General features: G+C 42.2%; 19 protein-coding genes and 1 pseudogene. 1 reads left to right on the top strand and 19 read right to left on the bottom strand.

Annotated features, from left to right (window positions below; translation table 11 throughout):
• The 14 genes and pseudogenes from EZ437_RS16120 to EZ437_RS16185 form a co-directional block, all read right to left on the bottom strand.
• Positions 1-240: pseudogene (locus EZ437_RS16120) on the bottom strand (hypothetical protein); the annotation flags it as partial.
• Between the two features lie 65 nt (positions 241-305).
• Complete coding sequence (locus EZ437_RS16125) at positions 306-1,469, bottom strand: type II secretion system F family protein (protein WP_131597103.1); 1,164 nt, start codon at positions 1,467-1,469, stop codon at positions 306-308.
• Positions 1,457-1,954: a PulJ/GspJ family protein gene (locus EZ437_RS16130; RefSeq protein WP_131597104.1), complete on the bottom strand. Its 498-nt coding sequence runs from the start codon at positions 1,952-1,954 to the stop codon at positions 1,457-1,459. Before EZ437_RS16130 ends, EZ437_RS16125 begins: the two co-directional genes overlap by 13 nt.
• Positions 1,935-2,306, bottom strand: coding sequence for a hypothetical protein (locus tag EZ437_RS16135; protein WP_131597105.1), 372 nt, complete (start codon positions 2,304-2,306; stop codon positions 1,935-1,937). Before EZ437_RS16135 ends, EZ437_RS16130 begins: the two co-directional genes overlap by 20 nt.
• The gene (locus EZ437_RS16140) at positions 2,291-3,529 is read right to left on the bottom strand and encodes a hypothetical protein (RefSeq protein WP_131597106.1); all 1,239 of its coding nucleotides are present in this window, start codon (positions 3,527-3,529) and stop codon (positions 2,291-2,293) included. The genes EZ437_RS16135 and EZ437_RS16140 overlap by 16 nt, the downstream gene beginning before the upstream one ends.
• Positions 3,526-4,050 carry a toxin-antitoxin system YwqK family antitoxin gene (locus EZ437_RS16145; protein ID WP_131597107.1) on the bottom strand — a complete coding sequence of 175 codons (525 nt, stop codon included), beginning with the start codon at positions 4,048-4,050 and terminating at the stop codon, positions 3,526-3,528. The genes EZ437_RS16140 and EZ437_RS16145 overlap by 4 nt, the downstream gene beginning before the upstream one ends.
• 1 nt (position 4,051) lies before the next feature.
• Positions 4,052-4,543 carry a hypothetical protein gene (locus EZ437_RS16150; RefSeq protein WP_131597108.1) on the bottom strand — a complete coding sequence of 164 codons (492 nt, stop codon included), beginning with the start codon at positions 4,541-4,543 and terminating at the stop codon, positions 4,052-4,054.
• Positions 4,540-5,067: a hypothetical protein gene (locus EZ437_RS16155; RefSeq protein ID WP_131597109.1), complete on the bottom strand. Its 528-nt coding sequence runs from the start codon at positions 5,065-5,067 to the stop codon at positions 4,540-4,542. The genes EZ437_RS16150 and EZ437_RS16155 overlap by 4 nt, the downstream gene beginning before the upstream one ends.
• Positions 5,057-6,121, bottom strand: coding sequence for a hypothetical protein (locus EZ437_RS16160; protein ID WP_131597110.1), 1,065 nt, complete (start codon positions 6,119-6,121; stop codon positions 5,057-5,059). Before EZ437_RS16160 ends, EZ437_RS16155 begins: the two co-directional genes overlap by 11 nt.
• Positions 6,121-8,052, bottom strand: coding sequence for a type II secretion system protein GspD (locus tag EZ437_RS16165; protein ID WP_131597111.1), 1,932 nt, complete (start codon positions 8,050-8,052; stop codon positions 6,121-6,123). Before EZ437_RS16165 ends, EZ437_RS16160 begins: the two co-directional genes overlap by 1 nt.
• A gap of 1 nt (position 8,053) precedes the next feature.
• Entirely contained in the window at positions 8,054-9,463 is a 1,410-nt protein-coding gene (locus tag EZ437_RS16170) for a GspE/PulE family protein (protein WP_131597112.1), read from the bottom strand.
• A complete protein-coding gene (locus EZ437_RS16175) occupies positions 9,460-9,966 on the bottom strand; it encodes a hypothetical protein (protein ID WP_131597113.1) in 507 nt (168 codons plus the stop codon). Before EZ437_RS16175 ends, EZ437_RS16170 begins: the two co-directional genes overlap by 4 nt.
• 4 nt (positions 9,967-9,970) lie before the next feature.
• A complete protein-coding gene (locus tag EZ437_RS16180) occupies positions 9,971-10,375 on the bottom strand; it encodes a type IV pilin protein (RefSeq protein WP_131597114.1) in 405 nt (134 codons plus the stop codon).
• Complete coding sequence (locus EZ437_RS16185) at positions 10,365-10,658, bottom strand: hypothetical protein (RefSeq protein ID WP_131597115.1); 294 nt, start codon at positions 10,656-10,658, stop codon at positions 10,365-10,367. The genes EZ437_RS16180 and EZ437_RS16185 overlap by 11 nt, the downstream gene beginning before the upstream one ends.
• Before the next feature lie 174 nt (positions 10,659-10,832).
• On the opposite strand from EZ437_RS16185, the gene EZ437_RS16190 reads away from it, so the two are divergent.
• Positions 10,833-11,555 carry a LytR/AlgR family response regulator transcription factor gene (locus tag EZ437_RS16190; RefSeq protein WP_131597116.1) on the top strand — a complete coding sequence of 241 codons (723 nt, stop codon included), beginning with the start codon at positions 10,833-10,835 and terminating at the stop codon, positions 11,553-11,555.
• Between the two features lie 281 nt (positions 11,556-11,836).
• Here EZ437_RS16190 and EZ437_RS16195 read toward each other — a convergent pair whose 3' ends face one another.
• The 5 genes from EZ437_RS16195 to EZ437_RS16215 form a co-directional block, all read right to left on the bottom strand.
• Positions 11,837-12,196: a hypothetical protein gene (locus EZ437_RS16195; protein ID WP_131597117.1), complete on the bottom strand. Its 360-nt coding sequence runs from the start codon at positions 12,194-12,196 to the stop codon at positions 11,837-11,839.
• A gap of 4 nt (positions 12,197-12,200) precedes the next feature.
• Complete coding sequence (locus EZ437_RS16200) at positions 12,201-13,337, bottom strand: RHS repeat domain-containing protein (RefSeq protein ID WP_131597118.1); 1,137 nt, start codon at positions 13,335-13,337, stop codon at positions 12,201-12,203.
• Complete coding sequence (locus EZ437_RS16205) at positions 13,334-14,233, bottom strand: RHS repeat domain-containing protein (RefSeq protein WP_131597119.1); 900 nt, start codon at positions 14,231-14,233, stop codon at positions 13,334-13,336. The genes EZ437_RS16200 and EZ437_RS16205 overlap by 4 nt, the downstream gene beginning before the upstream one ends.
• A gap of 307 nt (positions 14,234-14,540) precedes the next feature.
• A complete protein-coding gene (locus EZ437_RS16210; RefSeq protein ID WP_131597120.1) occupies positions 14,541-14,861 on the bottom strand; it encodes a colicin immunity domain-containing protein in 321 nt (106 codons plus the stop codon).
• Entirely contained in the window at positions 14,855-18,202 is a 3,348-nt protein-coding gene (locus tag EZ437_RS16215; protein WP_131597121.1) for a DUF6443 domain-containing protein, read from the bottom strand. The genes EZ437_RS16210 and EZ437_RS16215 overlap by 7 nt, the downstream gene beginning before the upstream one ends.
• Positions 18,203-18,204: the final 2 nt, after the last annotated feature.

The raw sequence follows: 18,204 nt of genomic DNA on the forward strand, positions 1-18,204 counted from the left end.
ACCCTGATCAGCATTTGACGCAAGCGGGCTGCCCGACTCCCAAACCTCGGCCTGGCTGATGTACTTTTTGTACCAGTTCACGAAATAGCGAACTACTTCGCCGCTGCTAAGCCCATACTTACGGCCAAGCTGCGCCTGGCTCAGTTTGCCTTCAAGGTATTCCCGGGCAACGGCAATTTTAAAAGAATCCTCATAGGTAACAAATGTCCCTGTCTGTGTCCCTTTTCTCGGTTTTTCCATAGTAATATAAAGTTAAATGGTTAGTCCGAATTTGGTAAGGCAATTTTAGGAATAGACAAACCAACCTAAAAACTATTACCCATTTCAAACATTGGCAGGTACATGGAGATCAAGATAAATCCTACTACCAGCCCCAGAAATATGATAATCAGCGGTTCGATCAACTTGCTTACTGTACTAGTTTGATGCTCTACTTCCTTTACATACTGATCAGCTATGTTCTCAAAAAAGTAATCCAGCTTATTGATCTCCTCTCCCACTTTTACCAGCTGGATCATTTTAGGCGGATAGATAGAAAACTCCTGCAAGCTCAGGTGCAGCGATTTCCCCGCCATAATCTCCAGTTCCACTTTTTTAAGGGACTGCTCAACAGGATAAAACCCGATGGTATGTCTCGACATGGCTATCGCCCTTAGCAAAGGGATCTTAGTGCTGATCAATAAGCGCATGGTATTGCAAAACCTGGCCAGATATATCTTGGTGACCAATTCGCCAATCAACGGAATCTTCAAGACGAGGCGACTGGATAAATCTCTGAACCTATGTTTATTCCGGTTGGCGTAAAGGAAAGAAATAAGCAGGCCTAAGACCAGCACTCCGGGTAAAAACAGCGCGCCCATCAGCTTCGAACTTCTGATCACCATATCTGTCATCCATGGAAGTTTACCTCCAAAGCGTTTAAATACATCGCTGAACATGGGCACGACAAACCGCAGCATAAAGAATACCGCAGCTGCAGAGGTACACAAGACAATGGCAGGATAAGTCAGCGCAGCAACTATTTTCCTACGCTGCTCTACTTTCCGCTTGTAATATACAGCCAGGTCCTTCAGTACTTCGGCCAGGTTACCAGTCTCCTCACCTATCTCGATACTGAAAAAATCATAGTCAGAAAATTTGCCGGTACCTTTTACAGCCCGGGCCAGCGACTCACCATTAATCACTTTCTCTTTAATTTCTTTATATATTCCAAGGTGCTTGTCCTTCAGGCTTTCCAGTGTCACCAGATCCAGACTATTTTTAAGATCAATCCCCGATTGCAGCAAGGTGCTTAGCTCAAAAAAGAAATGGTCTTTTTTCTGATCATTCAAATGACTCCCTCCAAAAGTAAGGTCTTTAGTAAACAATTCTTTCAATTTAGACCACCTATAGTGCTGATTATCAACTGGTATATGATTACTTGTTTTCTTATGTTGCCTGCGAAATTCAGCGATGTTTACTTGTTCCATAATGTGTCTGTATAATTAAATAAATCTTCGGCTGAATAACTTTTGGTTACGCTGATCAATATCGGAGAGCCTTCAAATTCAAACCTAAACACCATCTGGTCTACAATACTGTTTGAAACTTCCCTACCCTCAAAGAAAGTAATGAGCGCCAGGTTTTTCATTTTGAAAGTATCCGGCAGATTATCTTTCTGCCGGATCAGAAAGTCAGGATATACCAGATAGCGTGATCCTGAAGAATCAGAAAGGCCGTTAAATCTTATTTGGTCGCCAGAACTTGAGACCACTGACGCACTGCCCAGGTCTTCATCAAACAGCTTTCTGAGCAATTGCACATCAGCATGGGAAATAGTTTTAGCATGATAATCACGGTAAATTTTGCTAAAAAGTGTAAATGCAGTATAGGCCATGCCCACCACAATTCCTGCCAGCATCATTGCCAACACAATTTCAAATAGCGTAAATGATTTAATCCTCCCCTGCTTCATACGCTGACACCCATTTTAAATGCCGGGTCAAAACCTGGCCCTTTTCATCCGTACCCGTCATTTTCATTAATAGCATTCCGGGAAAACGCTCATCCACTACATAGCTCAGTTCAAAAACACTTTTCTGCCTGACCAATCTGGCTGGCTCTGTATTTCTTGCGGTACTTAGGCTATCCATTAAAAATCGTGCTTCAGCATCTGCACGCAATTGCCCGTTATTGACCCCTGTGGTCAAAACCTTCGTATAAATCACCATTCCCGCAGAAAAACTGATCATCAGGATCAGCAATGCAATGATGGTTTCAACGATAGTTGCGGACTTCAGTTTGATGTCTTTTATTCTAACCTGCATAACACTTTCCCTTTATTACTTTCGGCATTCAACAACACGGAACTTAAATAATACTTTGACAATGCTTTTTTGTCCAAACGCACATCTATCAGGTAATTTTCATAAATGGCAGCCCCTACATTGGCTATCAGCCGTATGGCAGAGACGGATCCATGTATAACTGCTTTTTTATTCAAGCCTACATACCCCTGACACCAGATTTCTCCTTTAATCAATGTCCTTTCGCCTATTGATATGATTGGCATTAGTAAAGACCGTTCTCCCTCATACGCAAATAGTTGACCCGATATCCTTACATCTTTCCCTACTTTTATAAGCGCCTGAAATTTGGCGCTGTCATTTTTTATCAGCACCAATGCTGAGGGGTAGGTAAGTTGAGTTGAGTCACCCAATAAGATAGAATCAGTTGCAAATACCTGCAAATTTCCCCTGAACTTTTTTCCGATCCTCACTTCAGGTGCCATGAGGATCACTTTATCAAGCAATGAACCTTCAGCGACTACAATTAAACTGTCAGAGGAAATAATCACATTACCCTTTGCACTAAACCCGTTTGGAAGCAGCACTTCCTTAGGGAAATGGAACCTGGCAGGCTTATGAGTAAAAGAATTTCTAATAGAATCAGGCAATTGCGCGGTACTATCTATCGCTAAATCACTTAAGTCACTGATCCTTCCTATCAGCTCCATATCCGGTTTCGGCAGGTTTCTACCGCTCGATTTGATACTTCCATACACCAGTGTCTTGTCTTTGTAACCGTATGATTCTACATAACCTGCTTTAATGCCGGACTTGGGCAGATAGGCTGTTCCCTTAATCATGCTTTCGCCCGTAATGGACATGGGCCTGTCCTCATCCGTCAAATACAGAACTTTTAAAGTGTCTGTCGGCATAGCTCCAATCATAAAAGCTGTACCCACGCTATCCTGCTGAATCCAGCTTTTCACCACTCCTATTTCATAAATCCCCCAGCTTCGCTTTTCCAACAGCACACTGTCCCTGTCCTGACCAAACAGGCTGATCCGCATAGAAGTATCTGTTTTAAATTCTTTTTGCAATACCATTAGTGTTCCGGATGCTACATTTTCTTTAAGCACCCTCAGCCTGTTCTGCTTGCGCTCAAACATTTTGTAGGTAAACCCAATCATGAGTAAGGCTCCGCAGATCAATACAATAAGAATTGAAATGATTAAGGAAATGTACAATGCAGATGAGCGGATCATTTTTTCTTAAATTTTAAAAACCTTTTAAATTTCCGATAGAACCCCACCGTATCTGTTTTCTGTTGTTTCAGGATGCCTTTTCTATATTTCATGGTATCCACAGGCCGGCCTGAGCTATCGAACTGCATAAACAGCCCATCCAGTAAGCCATTTTTATACATCTTGCGCTGCATTAAATTTCCATCGCCATACCAGCTCAGCCAGCTGCCCGTTTTTAATCCATGATCTAACTGCCCTGCGACCAGCAACCTTTTACTTCCTGAATGATAGGATTTGAAATTACCATGAAGCAGTTTACCCGAATAGGCACCCTGGGAACTATTGATCCTGCCATTCTCAAACCAGAAATAGGTATGCCTGAGATCGATGCTGATCTTTCCTTCCATCAATTCCGCTTTGATAACAGTATCGGCCACCTGCACCATCACACGGTTCTTAATCAGATCGATTTGCTTTAGCTCCATTGGCTTGCAAGCGACCAACCAGCTTAAACCCAGTAGTAGTATTATTTTCCCCTTCATCTTATTCCGCTTTAATTGTGATCATTTTGCCTTTAAACCGCATCATTATGGCCTGCTTTTGTATCGCTGTCAAGGTCACACCGCCAATGGTATCCCCTTTTTTCATCATTTTTTCCTTACCATTATAACTGATAATGGCTACACTGTTCTTTTCTCTCCCGTCCCTTACATAACCTAAGTATTTCATTTGCCCTGCAGGATTTATTTCAGGCGGCACTGGCAAACTTGTCAGCGGCACTTTTCTGCTGTTAATATTCGAAGTGTCTTTTTTTATAGCAGGTGTTCCGGTAAAAGGATCCTGGTAATTCATCAGCAATTTGAAGGTATCAGGATACAATTTCGGGACGTCGGTTTTTCGCGAGGGCAAAACGCTTGCCCTATACATCACATCATTATCCTTATCGCTTACAGACAAGAAAACTCTGAAAAGAATGACACCCCAAATTCCCAATACTGAAAAAACCAGCAAATAAACAATTGATTTAGACTTCATGGATTTCTCCTTTCCGGTAGCGCCAAAAGCTGGATCTTTAAAGTCGTTTGCAATGCCCTTGGATTCCGGTTGTAACTCAGCCCTCCAACCAGCCCTATATTCCTAATCGTATCCAGTGCATGCTGCAGAGCAAGCAAACTGTGAAAATCTCCGTTGAACACCACTTCTTGTCTCAGCACAGTCTGCTGTTCGCTTTCCATACGGCTCAATTCCGGAAATGCGGCTACCGAACAGTTAAATTGCTGGGAGAGCTTTGCACATTGGTTCCACAGGTCATTTTTCCATAGCAGTGTATCAACCAGAAAGCGCCTGTATAAACTACTGACGGCCGCTTCACGGCTAACTGAATAAGCCGGACTAATGCTCAAACTCCCGGCGCTATTTTCCTGTTTCAGCCCTGAATATCTTCGGTAATTTTCCATGCCGGGTTTAAAACAGCACTGATAAGCCGCAAAGCCGATCACTAAACCCAGAGGCAGCATTACTTTAGATAAAAGAAGATAATTGATTTCCTTAACCTTCATAATCCTTTAAAACTATGTAAATGGTGAAATTCCCCATCCCGCTCTCCTTGTTTAATTCATACTGACCAATGGCACATGCAGCTACAAAGCTTTTAGACCTGATCTCAAACAACCAGTTGTTTAGCGTGGCAGCCTGGTCGCAAACTCCACTCACCACAATCTTGTTTACTTCATAGATTTCTGTAGATGCAGCACCTTGTATTTTTGTCGGTTTTAGCGGATTGATGTTTAATTGCCGCAGCGTAATTGCAGCAGGTTTGCTGACCATCAGCTGATCAGTAAGCCAGGCTAAGGGATATCCCCCTGCCCAGCCGGTATGGATGATAAGCACCGCTTTCTGCATCACATCAGCCTCCATTTCCTGATATTTCTTAATTTCCATCCCAGTCGCGTTTCTTTTAAGAGCAAGTTGGTCGGCCTTTCCATCAAAATAACCCGACAACAGGAAACTAATGACCAGCAAGGCAAAGAGTGTGCTTCCAAAAACAACTGCTACCCCAAGTACCCTAGCCTTTGCAAACATTTGCCGGCGGTTATGGGCAAAGTTCACCTCCTGCACTTCAACTATTTCCTGGTTCAGTAGCACCTGAAAGGCAGCTTTGTAAGCAGAATCATCATCCAGTTCGCCTAAACTAAGTGCGACAACCTGAAAGCCCAGATCATTCAGTTCTGATAGTATTTGATCAGCTACTTTCCTGCGGATCAGAGAAACCATCGCCTGCTGCGCTGTGCTATACAGCTGAAAGTAAAATTCATCCGGATTGGCATTTGGCATCACCAGTTGAACCACTTGCTTATCCATCACCAGCACATTCTTAACCTCTTTCGTTAAGACACCCTTTCCAGTCAGGCATATCGCTACGGGTCCTGGCTTAAAGTGTTTGGCAAAATGGGCTATATTTTTAAGATCTTCCTTTTTACTGGTTACGGAAAGCAGATCTCCCGACAGCCTCAGGGTACAGGCGTTGATGTGATCAACACCCTCCTTTCCTAACCTGAGTTCAACACCAATAAGTGCCTGTAGTTCAAACCGTTCCTTAATCCGCTGCAGCATTACTGATAAATTATGGTTGGTTTAATAAACACAAGCGTCACCACCTTGCTTTTGGTTCTTTCCCTGCTACTGAACAGCCATTTGATAACCGGAATGCGGGAAAGGAAAGGCACGCCGCTTCCGGTTTCGCTTCTTTCTGTACGTTCCATTCCGCCAAGTACGATCATGTCTTCATTATGTGCCCTGATGATCGATTCAAACTTGCTGGTAGAAGTTGGAGGAGGCGCATTGGCAGGTGGGATGCCAATAAAATCAGAGATCTCTACCATGATCTTCAGCGTCACCTGATCGTCCCCGGATACCAGCGGGGTGATACCGATAGCTAGATTGGCCTCTACCTTGTTAAATTGCTCCGTAAATACCGTTTGCGTGTTTACAGAAGAGAACACATTCTGTGTCTTGGTCACATAGTAGCGGGTAGTGCCGATGCTCAGGTTTGCCGTATGGCCATTTAAAGTGGCCAGTTTGGGCACCTGCCTGATCTCAGCATTTTCAGTGCCTTCAAGTGCGTTCAACTTTACATAAAAATTTGGCGTTACCTTGCCGATATTGAATACGCTGTTGCTGCCCAGTTTGCCCAGCAGGTCATTAATGGTACTGGCTCCAAGGGTCATGTCTACACCTGAAAATAACTGACCACGGGTTTTCACTACAGAATCTGCCACCCCTGCTGAAATACCGGTTTTTGTTGTGTGTCCTTTTCGTACGTCCAGGAGCGTTACCTCGATGAGCACCATTGGCACCAGCTTATCCAGCTCTTTGATATACGCCTCCACTTCTGCGATCTGCGGGGATGAGCCCGACAACAACAGTGTATTCTGCTCTTTAAACTCCTTGATCTCAATACCCTTTTTCAGCTCAGTCGGGATCATCATCATAATGGTATCAATGGCACGGTATTGCAGTTGCAGCACTTTATTTCTGCGCAGTCCTTCCAGCTTGCGGTCGCCGATCAAATAGATCCCATTTTCTACTTTATAAGTATAATCTGTACCATTAAACATCGCGGTCAGGAAATGGTCAAAACTCATGTTATTTACTTTGGTGCTGATATTGCCTTTCAGTTCAGAATACAGAAAATAATTAGCACCGGTTTCGTTAGCTGCTGATTTTACCAGGTCGATAATGGGCGTATTCAACGCATCGATGGTCAGCAGTTTGCCTTTTTTATCTACATTAAAACTGGAAGGAGCAGCTCCGGTCTGGGAGGGTTTCATCTGCTTTCTTACGTCTGTATTTTTATCTGCGTTGATGTATAATTCCTCCCCCTCCGCCAGCGGCTGGAAGATAAAGACCTGATCGCTGGTCTTTTCCAACTTCAGGTCATTTGCAAAAGCCAGTTTCTCCAATGCAGTTTCAAAAGGTGCATCGGTAAAAAACCCGCTTAGCAGTTTGGTTTTTAAAGAAAACGGGACAACGATGTTTTTGCCCGATAAGCGGCTGATTTTCCGGGCCACATGTACCAGACTGTCGCTGTTCAATTCCATAGACAGCGTACCAGATGCGCCATACTTTACCGCAATATCTTTGGGTACATACACAGGGTTTACTATCGGCGGACTGTATTGTGCTACGGTAATGATAGATCCGATCACATTGATTTCCAGGTCATAGCTTTTTGCCAGAAACAGCAATACGTTGAGTGCATTTTCATTGGTTACATTGCTGCTTATTTTAATACTGAGCATCGGATCTACGTTGATATTGAGCTGATTGGCCTGTGCCAGGGCCCTTAAGAACTCCTGGATTGACACACCCGAAAGGCCGACCTCTACCTTTTGTTTCAGCCCAGGCACCGAAGCGGATAGTCCAACGAGTTTTTTCTCCAGCAAGTCTATGCGTTCTTCCTTTGTTTGCTGGGCCAGTGCAGGCAGGGAATGCAATTGCAATCCGAATGCGAGAAATAAAATTATATAGAGCGTCCTGGTCATATCAGTTAAGTAATAAGGGATAAATTTCTTCAATCGAAGTGTCACCGGCGGCAAACAGGTCAAAAGCATTGGCACTTAGACTTCCTATGCCTTTTTGTTTGAGTAACATTTCCGCGTTCCCGTCTCCCGACTTCACTAAGGCTGATAGCTCCCTGTCCAGCGGAATAACCTCATATACCGCTTTTCTGCCTTTATATCCAGTGAAATAACATCGGTCGCAACCCTGCAACACATAATGAGTCCTGACTTCGTAATAGGGTTTAAAACTTTGCGGATAGCGTTTTTCATCCATTGGCTCTGCAGTTTTGCAGTGCGGACAAAGCAAGCGTACCAACCGCTGCGCTACAGAAGTATTAAGGGTATTCGCCACCAAAAAAGCCGGAATGCCCATATCAATTAATCTTGAGATCGTGCCCCAAGCAGAATTAGTATGGATGGTCGATAATACCAGATGCCCGGTCAGGGCAGCCCTCATGGCCATATTTGCTGTCTCCGGATCACGGATTTCACCCACCATGATCACATCCGGATCCTGCCGTAAAAAAGTCCGCAGGGCAGACGCGAAGCTCAGTCCGATACTTTCCTTTAACTGCACCTGATTGATCCCTTCAAGGGTGTATTCAATCGGGTCTTCTATCGTCAGGATGTTCCTGGTGTTTTTATTGAGTAGCTTTAAAGTAGCGTACAGTGTAGTTGTCTTACCGGAACCGGTAGGCCCGCTGATTAGGACAATGCCATTAGGCCGCTTTACCCCCTCCAGGTAATTATGCAGATCCCTTTCTGAAAGGCCAAGTTTAAACAGGTCAATGTTAGTAGCATCATTGTTTAGCAAGCGCAGCACAACCTTTTCTCCATGGAGGGTGGGTAAAACAGACACACGGATATCAAACTGTTCCGCGCCATTTTTAAAGGTGATCCTTCCATCCTGTGGCAACCTTTTTTCTGCGATATCCAAATTAGCCAGTATTTTGATCCTGTTGATGATTGCCGGATATTCCAGCCGGCTGAGCAGATACCTTTCGATCAGCATGCCATCTATGCGGATCCTGACCCTACACTTTTCCTCATAAGCTTCAATATGGATGTCACTGCTCTTAAGCTTCCTAGCTTCAGAGATCAGTTTATGTAAAAAATCGTCAGAAGAAGGCTCATGGTCCAGGTTTTCAATTCCTGCGGCCTTTTGTTCCTTCAGGTAGTGTTGCTGTAACAGCTTAGAAACTACTTCAGGGGCTGTTGGCTCCAGGCTCACGTTTTTGCCCAGCAGTATTTCCAGTTCATCGCCAAGTGTTTCTGTATCGGCCTCCAGGTCACAATACAGTTCAAGCAGGTCATTTTTATAAGTAACTGGAATAACCCTGTAATGCCAGGCCTGTTCTGTACTAATCTCATGTAAAACGGCTGTATCTTTCATAAGAGGTAGTTTTCAAACCATTGTACATTGTTGATTTTTACATCAAATAGTGAAGCACTTAGGATACAAGCGAATAGCAACATTCCCTGCATTCCTGCTAACGGTATGGTGTAATTCTTTGGCTTGGCCAACAGCATGTATGTCCCTGTCGCGATGGCTATGAATACCAGACTTGACAGGTAAAACACAAAGAAATTAACAGGTGAAAAATAGAGGCTCAGGCACAACAGCATCAATAGATCTCCCCATCCGATATGGGATTTAAGCAGGTTTGTAAACCTGTGGTTTTTGAGGCTGATAAATAAAGTAGCCAGGCCGAAGTTTATCAGGAGTAAGCCAATGTTTATAAAAGCTTCTGTAATATTGAAATCTTTATTACCGAGTAGCATGAGGACTGCCAGCAAGGGGAAGGCATACCAGGAAATAGCACGGCACCTGAAGTCTTGCAGGGCCATTACCATTAAAATAAGCAAAATGGAAAGCTGGATGAATAGCTGCATCATCGCCTTAATCAGGTTGTGTTTCGCGAAGGTTCTTTTCCTGGTCGATCTCCCAAACGTTAAAAGTTCCGTTTCCATTAAAATCTACGGCAGCCGTGGCCCGCACTACAAAGTTTGTAGCCGTAGCACTTACTACTTCCAGTTGATAATTGGCTTTGCCATCTGCACCGTCGGTCGTCAGTTTTTCCTGCGTAAAGCCTATTTCTTCGAGGTTACTGGAATATCTGGAATGTTCGTAGAAGTAAGCTTTTTGGAGTTGATGGGCATGTTCGAGTTGCATTTTGGCCTCTGTGGTTTTGGCTTTAGTAATCAGCGGCATGAGGTTGGGTAGCGCCAATAGCACAAGTATGCCAATGATGACGAGCACAACCAGGATCTCTGTGAGCGTATAGGCAGATAGTTTAGTTTTCATTTCGCCCCTCCTCATCCAGCATGTGCTTGATTGCATTGATGATCTCTGCTTTCCTGTTGTCTTCGAAACCGATCTTCACAATCCCTTCTTTAGTGTAGACATAGGATTTTCTATCTCGATTGTATTCAATCGGTGCATCCAAAATTTCTCTCATACATCTGATGATCTTTTTTACCAGACTCGGTGAGATGTCAAATCGTCTGGCCAGGTCGGCCGGTGAACCTGTTGCCTTTCTTTTGATGAGTGCGTTAAAGGCGATCACTCTTTTAAATTGCTCTTCCATTTGATGACGCTTATTTTATACATATGTATAAAATAAGCGCTTGAAAAGATATTTTTTCCGCAAACAGAAGTTTTTATTGCGTGAACATAGAGATTTCTTGCGCAAGATTTTAAAGCTCTACTGGCTATCTTGTTTAAATTGGTTATAAATAATACTAACTTATATCTAGTTCCTATGACGCTTAAATCTATTATGATTGTAAAAGACAGTTCCTTAGCTGAAAATCTATCCAAAAAAATTAAAATCAACAACTCAATTGAATTATTGGCATTAACACATAAGCCAATGGAGATGATCTCAAGGCATCATTCCACCATCGATGTCGTATTTTTTGAAGTAAATGACGATGGGGTTTCCAATCTGGAGAAAATACTACAGCTCTCCAAACAGTTTAAATCGATTGTGCTGATCTTCGAAAGCCAGAACCATTTGATGAAGACCCACGATCTATCTGACATAGAGTTCTTATTTCATCCGATTTTCACATGGCAGTTTGATTTAATAATTCAGAAGATAACTAAAAAAATTCCTTCAATTAATCTGAACAAATTCATGACTAAAGGGGATTTTATGATTATGGATATCGCTAAAAAAAAAATTATCCGCTGTTTTTACGAAGAAGTCACTGTTATTGAAATTGCAGACAAATCTTTGACGATACATTCTGCTAACCAGCGACCAATAGAATCTAACTTACCCCTTAATAAAATTCAGGCATTGCTCGAACCTGTTGGCCTATTTTTCAGGGTTCATAAATCATTCATTATTTCAAGAGATTACATAGATAGTATTGCAGGAGATTTCATTAAGATGAATCATTATGGCAAATCGATTAAAATGGGACCCCATTATCGTAAAGATTTTGATAAATATTTGGCGACTATATTGTTTAAGTGATTGATATATATTTAGGGGATTTCATCCGTCGATAGTTTCAGCAGTATAGAAAAGTAAAGCTTACAAGACTTGTTATTTTATAAATATAAAACTTGGTGAGCTTTTACACCTTAACATTGAATAGTAAGCAATAGTTTTCATTTCACTACTAAACAAGATATAGAAACCGATATCTTATCTGGAAAAAATTATGTTGAAATGTGTCCTAACATTATAATTCAGATCACATTTCAACATAATAACTTACCCATTACCAAAAAAATGGTAATAACACGATCCAGTTATTTACAACCAAAATCAGCTTTCCCTAATGGGATTTTCTTGCCTTGTGCTAACAAGAATACTGTGTCACTTCCTTTTAGTTTATATATCTGCTGACTAACTTCTATTTTATCATATAAACCGGTTTTCTCCATAACTAGATTAAGAGTCAGAACAGAATCTCTCGAATCAAGTATTTTTATGATTGGATAAGAATGCTGCGAAACATCGACATACTTGTCTTTCACGACCCCGATATATTGATTGCCGATAAACTCTTGATCTAATATACAATCAGTATCCGATAAATTAGGGAGCAGCAGTTTAACGAGAAGAAAAAAAACTACTATAAACCCTAAACTTAATAACAAATATTTCATCCTTCTAAAAATTTGGTCGTAATAAACCGACCATATAAAAAACTAATGGAATGGGTGATGTATAAGTTTTCGTCAATGTATACCCACCTGTATATTTGACACCTGCTCCAACGCCTACCCCATATATTGCATAAGTTGGTTTAGTGATATCATCTGCTGAATAACTTCCGGACACAGGACCGATCCCGCCCGCAACTGTCTCTCCATAGCCGCTTAAGTTGAATTGACCAGTATTAGAGGATCCAGCTAGCAACTGCCCCGAAATGGATGCATTAAAGTATAGTGGATTTTTAGGAACACCAATAGAAAGGTAAGGCGTCTTAAACGGCCCTTTTCCGAACGCTCCTACTGATAATTCCAGCCCTTGGTAAAACAAACCTAATCCAGCAGACAACGACACTCCACTTCCTCCAACTTTTTTGTTCTCTTTAATCGTATTCTTGATTTCCATCTTTTTTTCTGCAATTTTCTTTGGGTTTTTCTTCTTTTTCTCTTCATCTCCTGGTCCATCGGAGCGCTTCCCTATATTAATCCCTAACTCCATATCCATATTTTTTGCATAATTATTAAATGACTGAGGAGCCATACCATCGGGATCAGTAAACCTCATTGGATTATTGAACGCATAATTATAAGGAGAATGTCTCCTCATCATTTCCGCCAACGGATCCACCACATTCCACCTTCCAATTACCGGATCATAGAACCTTGCGCCGTAATCAAAAACATCAGCTAACGCTGTTTGCAACTCCTTGCCATTATAAAGATAATTGTTTTTATCACCAGATACAAATTTTGCCCTGCTTAATCCAAATGCATAAAACTCATCTTCCTGTATCAACCTTGCAGTTCCCGAGTTGTCATCAAAAGACACTCTTGCATTGCCAAGGTGGTCTTTCAGGCTGTACTCGTATTTATAAACCCCTGTGCTGCTATTTCTAACCGCCCGACCTTCGTCTGTAGACATAAAATCAAGCACATTATTTTTATAATGCACCCCGCTGATATATTCCACGGTTAGTGATCCCTGAACGGATTTTAGTTTGTTGCCTCCTGCATCATAAGTATAAGTTGCTCCAATACCTCCAGTCACTGTAGCAGGCAGATTCAAATGGTTATAGGTCATGCCTACACTTCTCATCCCATCTGTCTTGGCATTACCGTTTTCACGTAAGCGAAACTTCCCGCCATTAACCCTGAAACACTGCTCAGCTGGTTGCTATTTCCGCTGCTAGCATAGGTATAGCTGATTGGCGTACTGCTTGAAAGCCCGCGGCGTAGGGAAGTAATGTTACCATTCTTGTCATAAACAAGGGTTTCATTTAGCTCACTGGCGGTGCTGTAAGTACTTTGCAGCAAACGATTAATATTATCATAGCCATAGGTAAACCACTTATTCCCACTGGTGGGCGCAGTATACTCAAATTCTGAAATGTTACCATTGTACTGACTTACACCTCCCCTTGTAGGAACATCATACCTCAGTTCGAAGCTCAGTAAAGGTGCGCTCGCAGTCCTTAGCCAGCCACGTTCGTTGTATGAGTAGGTAACAGTCTGAAGAAATGTTGAACCACTGTTGGTAGAGTGCAGCTTTTTCTTGTAAGGCTGACCAAGATCATCATATTCCAAACGCGAAAGCAAGGTTCTTGTGCCGGTATTCATTGTTTGCCAGGTATCTATTTTGCGGCCACGGTGGTCGTAAGTATATTCAGTCAAGGATTTAAGCGTCTCGGTTCCGCCTACTTTATGGCTCCTGTTGCTGGTCAGCACAGCGCCTGTGAAATCATAGGTATTGCTTACCTCGTCGTAATTACCTGCAACCACCAATCCGCCTTTATAGTGCTGTTTAAAGCTGCGCACTACCCTTCCTTCGGCATCATAATAATTAACGCCCCAGAGCATATCTGAAACTGTTCCAACCACTGCAGTTTTACTGCCTGTAAGCTGTCCCCTGGTCATACCGCTGGCATCTGAACCTGCGTAAGGGTAAGGGTTGCCGCCAGGAAAGTTGTAATCATCATAGTAACTGATGCTCAAAGTAGTTCCCCAGCTGGTTGGATACGAAACATTTGTGTATCCATTGCCTGTGGTAATCCTGCTCTCCCCAGAGGAAAGTTATGAAACAAATTGCCGCATGAGTTTAAAAGAAAAAGAATCAAAAAAAGGTATTGAAATATGAAAAACTCAGAAGGGAGTTTCCCACATTCAATACCTCGAACAACAATAATAATTAATATTGTAAGAATCTTGTCCTAACAACAGGGAGTGCTGTATGGACAACTAAAAAATACAAAGACTTAAGATATATTTAAATTCTAGGAAAATTTAAATTAGCTAATTATCATTAGATATTTATTTGATTTTGTAATTTATCTAAAGTACATTTTGCTCTTTTAAGCAACTCCTTTTCATTAATATTTAATTTGTTAGTCCCATCACGTAACTCATCAGGAACGTAATCGTCTACATCAAGGAAAAAGGTGTCAAGAATTTGGCTAATTGAATTTTCAAAAGAACCTGACATCCAATATGGATCATTTCTTCTAGTAGCAAGAAAGTTCTTTTCAAAAAATTCAGTTGTTATTTCCTTGGAAACAAATAACAAAATGAGATTAAGGTACTTTTGTAAATGGATTCCGTCTAAATATTTTTGTTGATCTACCATAAGAATTGTTTTGTTAAAATTCCGTTAGTTTGAGTGGGACTTAATGTAGCACCACTTATAAATTTCCCTGAAGGAGAAGCAATTACATTTAATCCTGTTTCAGCATTTAAGTAAAATGTAACTGGATTTTCAGCATTCCTGTACGTACCTTGAATCATTGTGGTTCCTGATGCATTAATATGTTTATTTATCTCTGAACTAAATTTCCCAGCGTTAACCTTATTATAATTTCCTATCACTCCAAAATCTTCAGCATGTTTAAATTTAGCCTGTAATTGTTTGGCAGTAAAATTTAAAATACTACTACTTTCTCCAACTAATGTTTGGGTTGCTGCTATTTTTGGAAGTCCTCCCAACGTTCCCTCAACTCCGCCCATAGCGAGCCCCATTGCAGCCTGTGCTGTTGAACCGAACTCTAGTATACCTCCGGCAGCTTTTACATCTGCTTTTTGATCATTTAGCTTGTCATTGATGTCTCGAATTCTTTTGGGAACATTTTTTACATAATCCGGATCTTCTTTGTGAACCTGATTAGCTGCCTTATCCATCATTCCATCTGCATAGGTTTTCAATCCAAAAACGGACTTTACTTTGTATTTCGCTTCTTGATACAAAGCAGAAAAGTACGAGCTTGGTGGCCATGGCCACATACCATCAGGGTCCACAAAGCTAATCGGATTATTAAATGCGTAAGTGTATGGCGACCATCTTCTTCCTTTCTCCGCTAACGGATCCACCACATTCCACCTTCCAATCACCGGATCGTAGAACCTTGCCCCGTAATCATAAACATCAGCTAACGCCGTTTGCAACTCCTTGCCATTATAAAGATAATTGTTTTTATCACCAGATACAAATTTTGCCCTGCTTAATCCAAATGCATAAAACTCATCTTCCTGGATCAGCCTTGCTGTACCTGCATTGTCATCGAACGATACCCTTGTATTGCCAAGGTGATCTTTAAGGCTGTACTCGTATTTATAAACCCCTGTGCCACTATTTCTAACCGCACGGCCTTCATCTGTCGACATAAAATCAAGTACATTATTTTTATAATGTACCCCGCTGATATATTCCATTGTAAGTGAACCCTGAACGGACTTTAACTTGTTGCCGCCTGCATCATAAGTATAAGTTGCACCAATACCTCCGGTTACAGTAGCTGGCAGATTCAAATGATTATAAGTCATGCCTACGCTTCTCATCCCATCTGTCTTGGCATTACCATTTTCATCGTAAGCGAAACTTCCCGCCAATAATCCTGAAACACTGCTCAGCTGGTTGCTGTTTCCGCTGCTCGCATAGGTATAGCTGATTGGTGTACTGCTGGAAAGACCGCGCTGTAATGAAGTAATGTTACCATTCTTGTCATAAACAAGGGTTTCATTTAGCTCACTGGCGGTGCTGTAAGTACTTTGCAGCAAACGGTTAATGTTATCATAACCATAAGTAAACCATTTATTCCCACTGGTAGGCGCGGTGTACTCAAATTCTGAAATGTTACCATTGTACTGACTTACACCTCCCCTTGTAGGAACATCATACCGCAGTTCGAAGCTCAGCAGTGGTGCGCTTGCTGTCCTTAGCCAGCCACGCTCGTTGTAGGCATAAGTGACAGTCTGAAGAAATGTAGAACCGCTGTTGGTAGAGTGCAGCTTCTTTTTATAAGGCTGGCCAAGATCATCATATTCCAATCTAGAAAGTAAGGTCCTTGTGCCGGTATTCATTGTTTGCCAGGTATCTATTTTGCGGCCACGCTGATCATAGGTATACTCGGTCAAAGATTTAAGGGTCTCCGTTCCGCCTACTTTATGACTCCTGTTACTGGTAAGCACAGCACCAGTGAAATCATAGGTATTGCTTACCTCGTCGTAATTACTTGCAATCACCGACCCACCTTTGTAGTGCTGCTTAAAGCTGCGCACTACCCTGCCGTCCGCATCATAGTAATTAACACCCCAGAGCATATCTGAAACTGTTCCAACCACTGCCGTTTTACTACCTGTTAGCTGCCCTCTGGTCATACCACTGGCATCTGAACCAGCGTATGGGTAAGGATTGCCACCAGGAAAGTTATAGTCATCATAGTAACTTATGCTCAAAGTAGTCCCCCAGCTGGTTGGATATGAAACATTGGTGTATCCATTACCTGTGGTGATCCTGCTCTCCCACTCTCCGCTTTGTCCGTCAACACTGCTCTGTATGGTACTTCTGTTATTTCCACCAGGTACATGGGTACTGCTAAAGATCCCAGTGATCACCGTCCTGCCTGAGGCATCATACTTGATGACATTCCACTGTTGATAGGGAGTTTTCATCCGCTGAAGACTATCCTGGCTCATTACCACCTGGTTTAGTTTATTGTAAACCATGTATTCCCAGCCCTTGCCCGGAACTTTCTTTGCAATCATGCGCTGCCTGTCATCGTAATGGTACTGATAGCATAAATTGTCCAAAACTGTTTGACTTGGTACACCACTCGCATCTGGTTCTGCTTTTGGTGGAAGCACAAAACACAGATTACCCGTTTCATCATATACATAATAAGTGGATAGCGTTTGTGTACTGCCGCCTACATTGTTATACTGGCGTTTTAGGATGACCTGGCCTTCGTTGTTTTTGTACTCATACACTGCTCCATCTACCCCAACAACATTTTCATTCTGTACCAATTGAATAAATACATCATAAGTCCCATAATTAGTACCGCCGGTGCGTACTAGTTTTCTAGAATTTGTGGAAGAATTGATCGCTACTGTATATTTGGCAACGTCTCCACCACCTATAACTACCCTGGTTCTGGCAGTATGGCCTGATCCAATAGCGAAATTAGTTCCGGGAGCGCCTGTTTCCAATACCCTGCCTAATGGAGAATTGTCAAATACTGTCTGGCTAAAGGCAGACGAATTATGGGAAATGGAAGGTGTCCGGCTTGGCCCTGTGTAATAGGAAGATACCGGGCTTATACTACCCATCCCGTAGAAGTTTTGGCCGCCCGCAGTTTGTACATACGGAAGGTAGCTTTTCACTTGCCGCCCCATCCCATCATACCTGATCAACTGGACCAGGTCGTTAAAACCTGGTGTTGCTTTAATACTTTGTGTTTCTACCAGCCTGCCAAAATGATCCAGTGTTTGGACATCGACGTTGACCTGACTGGCCAGGTGCGTGGTCGTTGCAGGATTGGTAATTCCTGGCACCCGAACATTGTAGGTAACAATGGCATTCATATAGGGATTCAATACCGTATTATTTTGCTGTGCAGCCAAGCGGGTATAAGCTGAAGGTAAAACCGTTGCCATCAGCAACAGCTTTACAACTTTATATTTTAATGCTTTCATGG

The sequence above is a fragment of the Pedobacter psychroterrae genome, from assembly GCF_004331695.1.
GTDB lineage: Bacteria > Bacteroidota > Bacteroidia > Sphingobacteriales > Sphingobacteriaceae > Pedobacter > Pedobacter psychroterrae.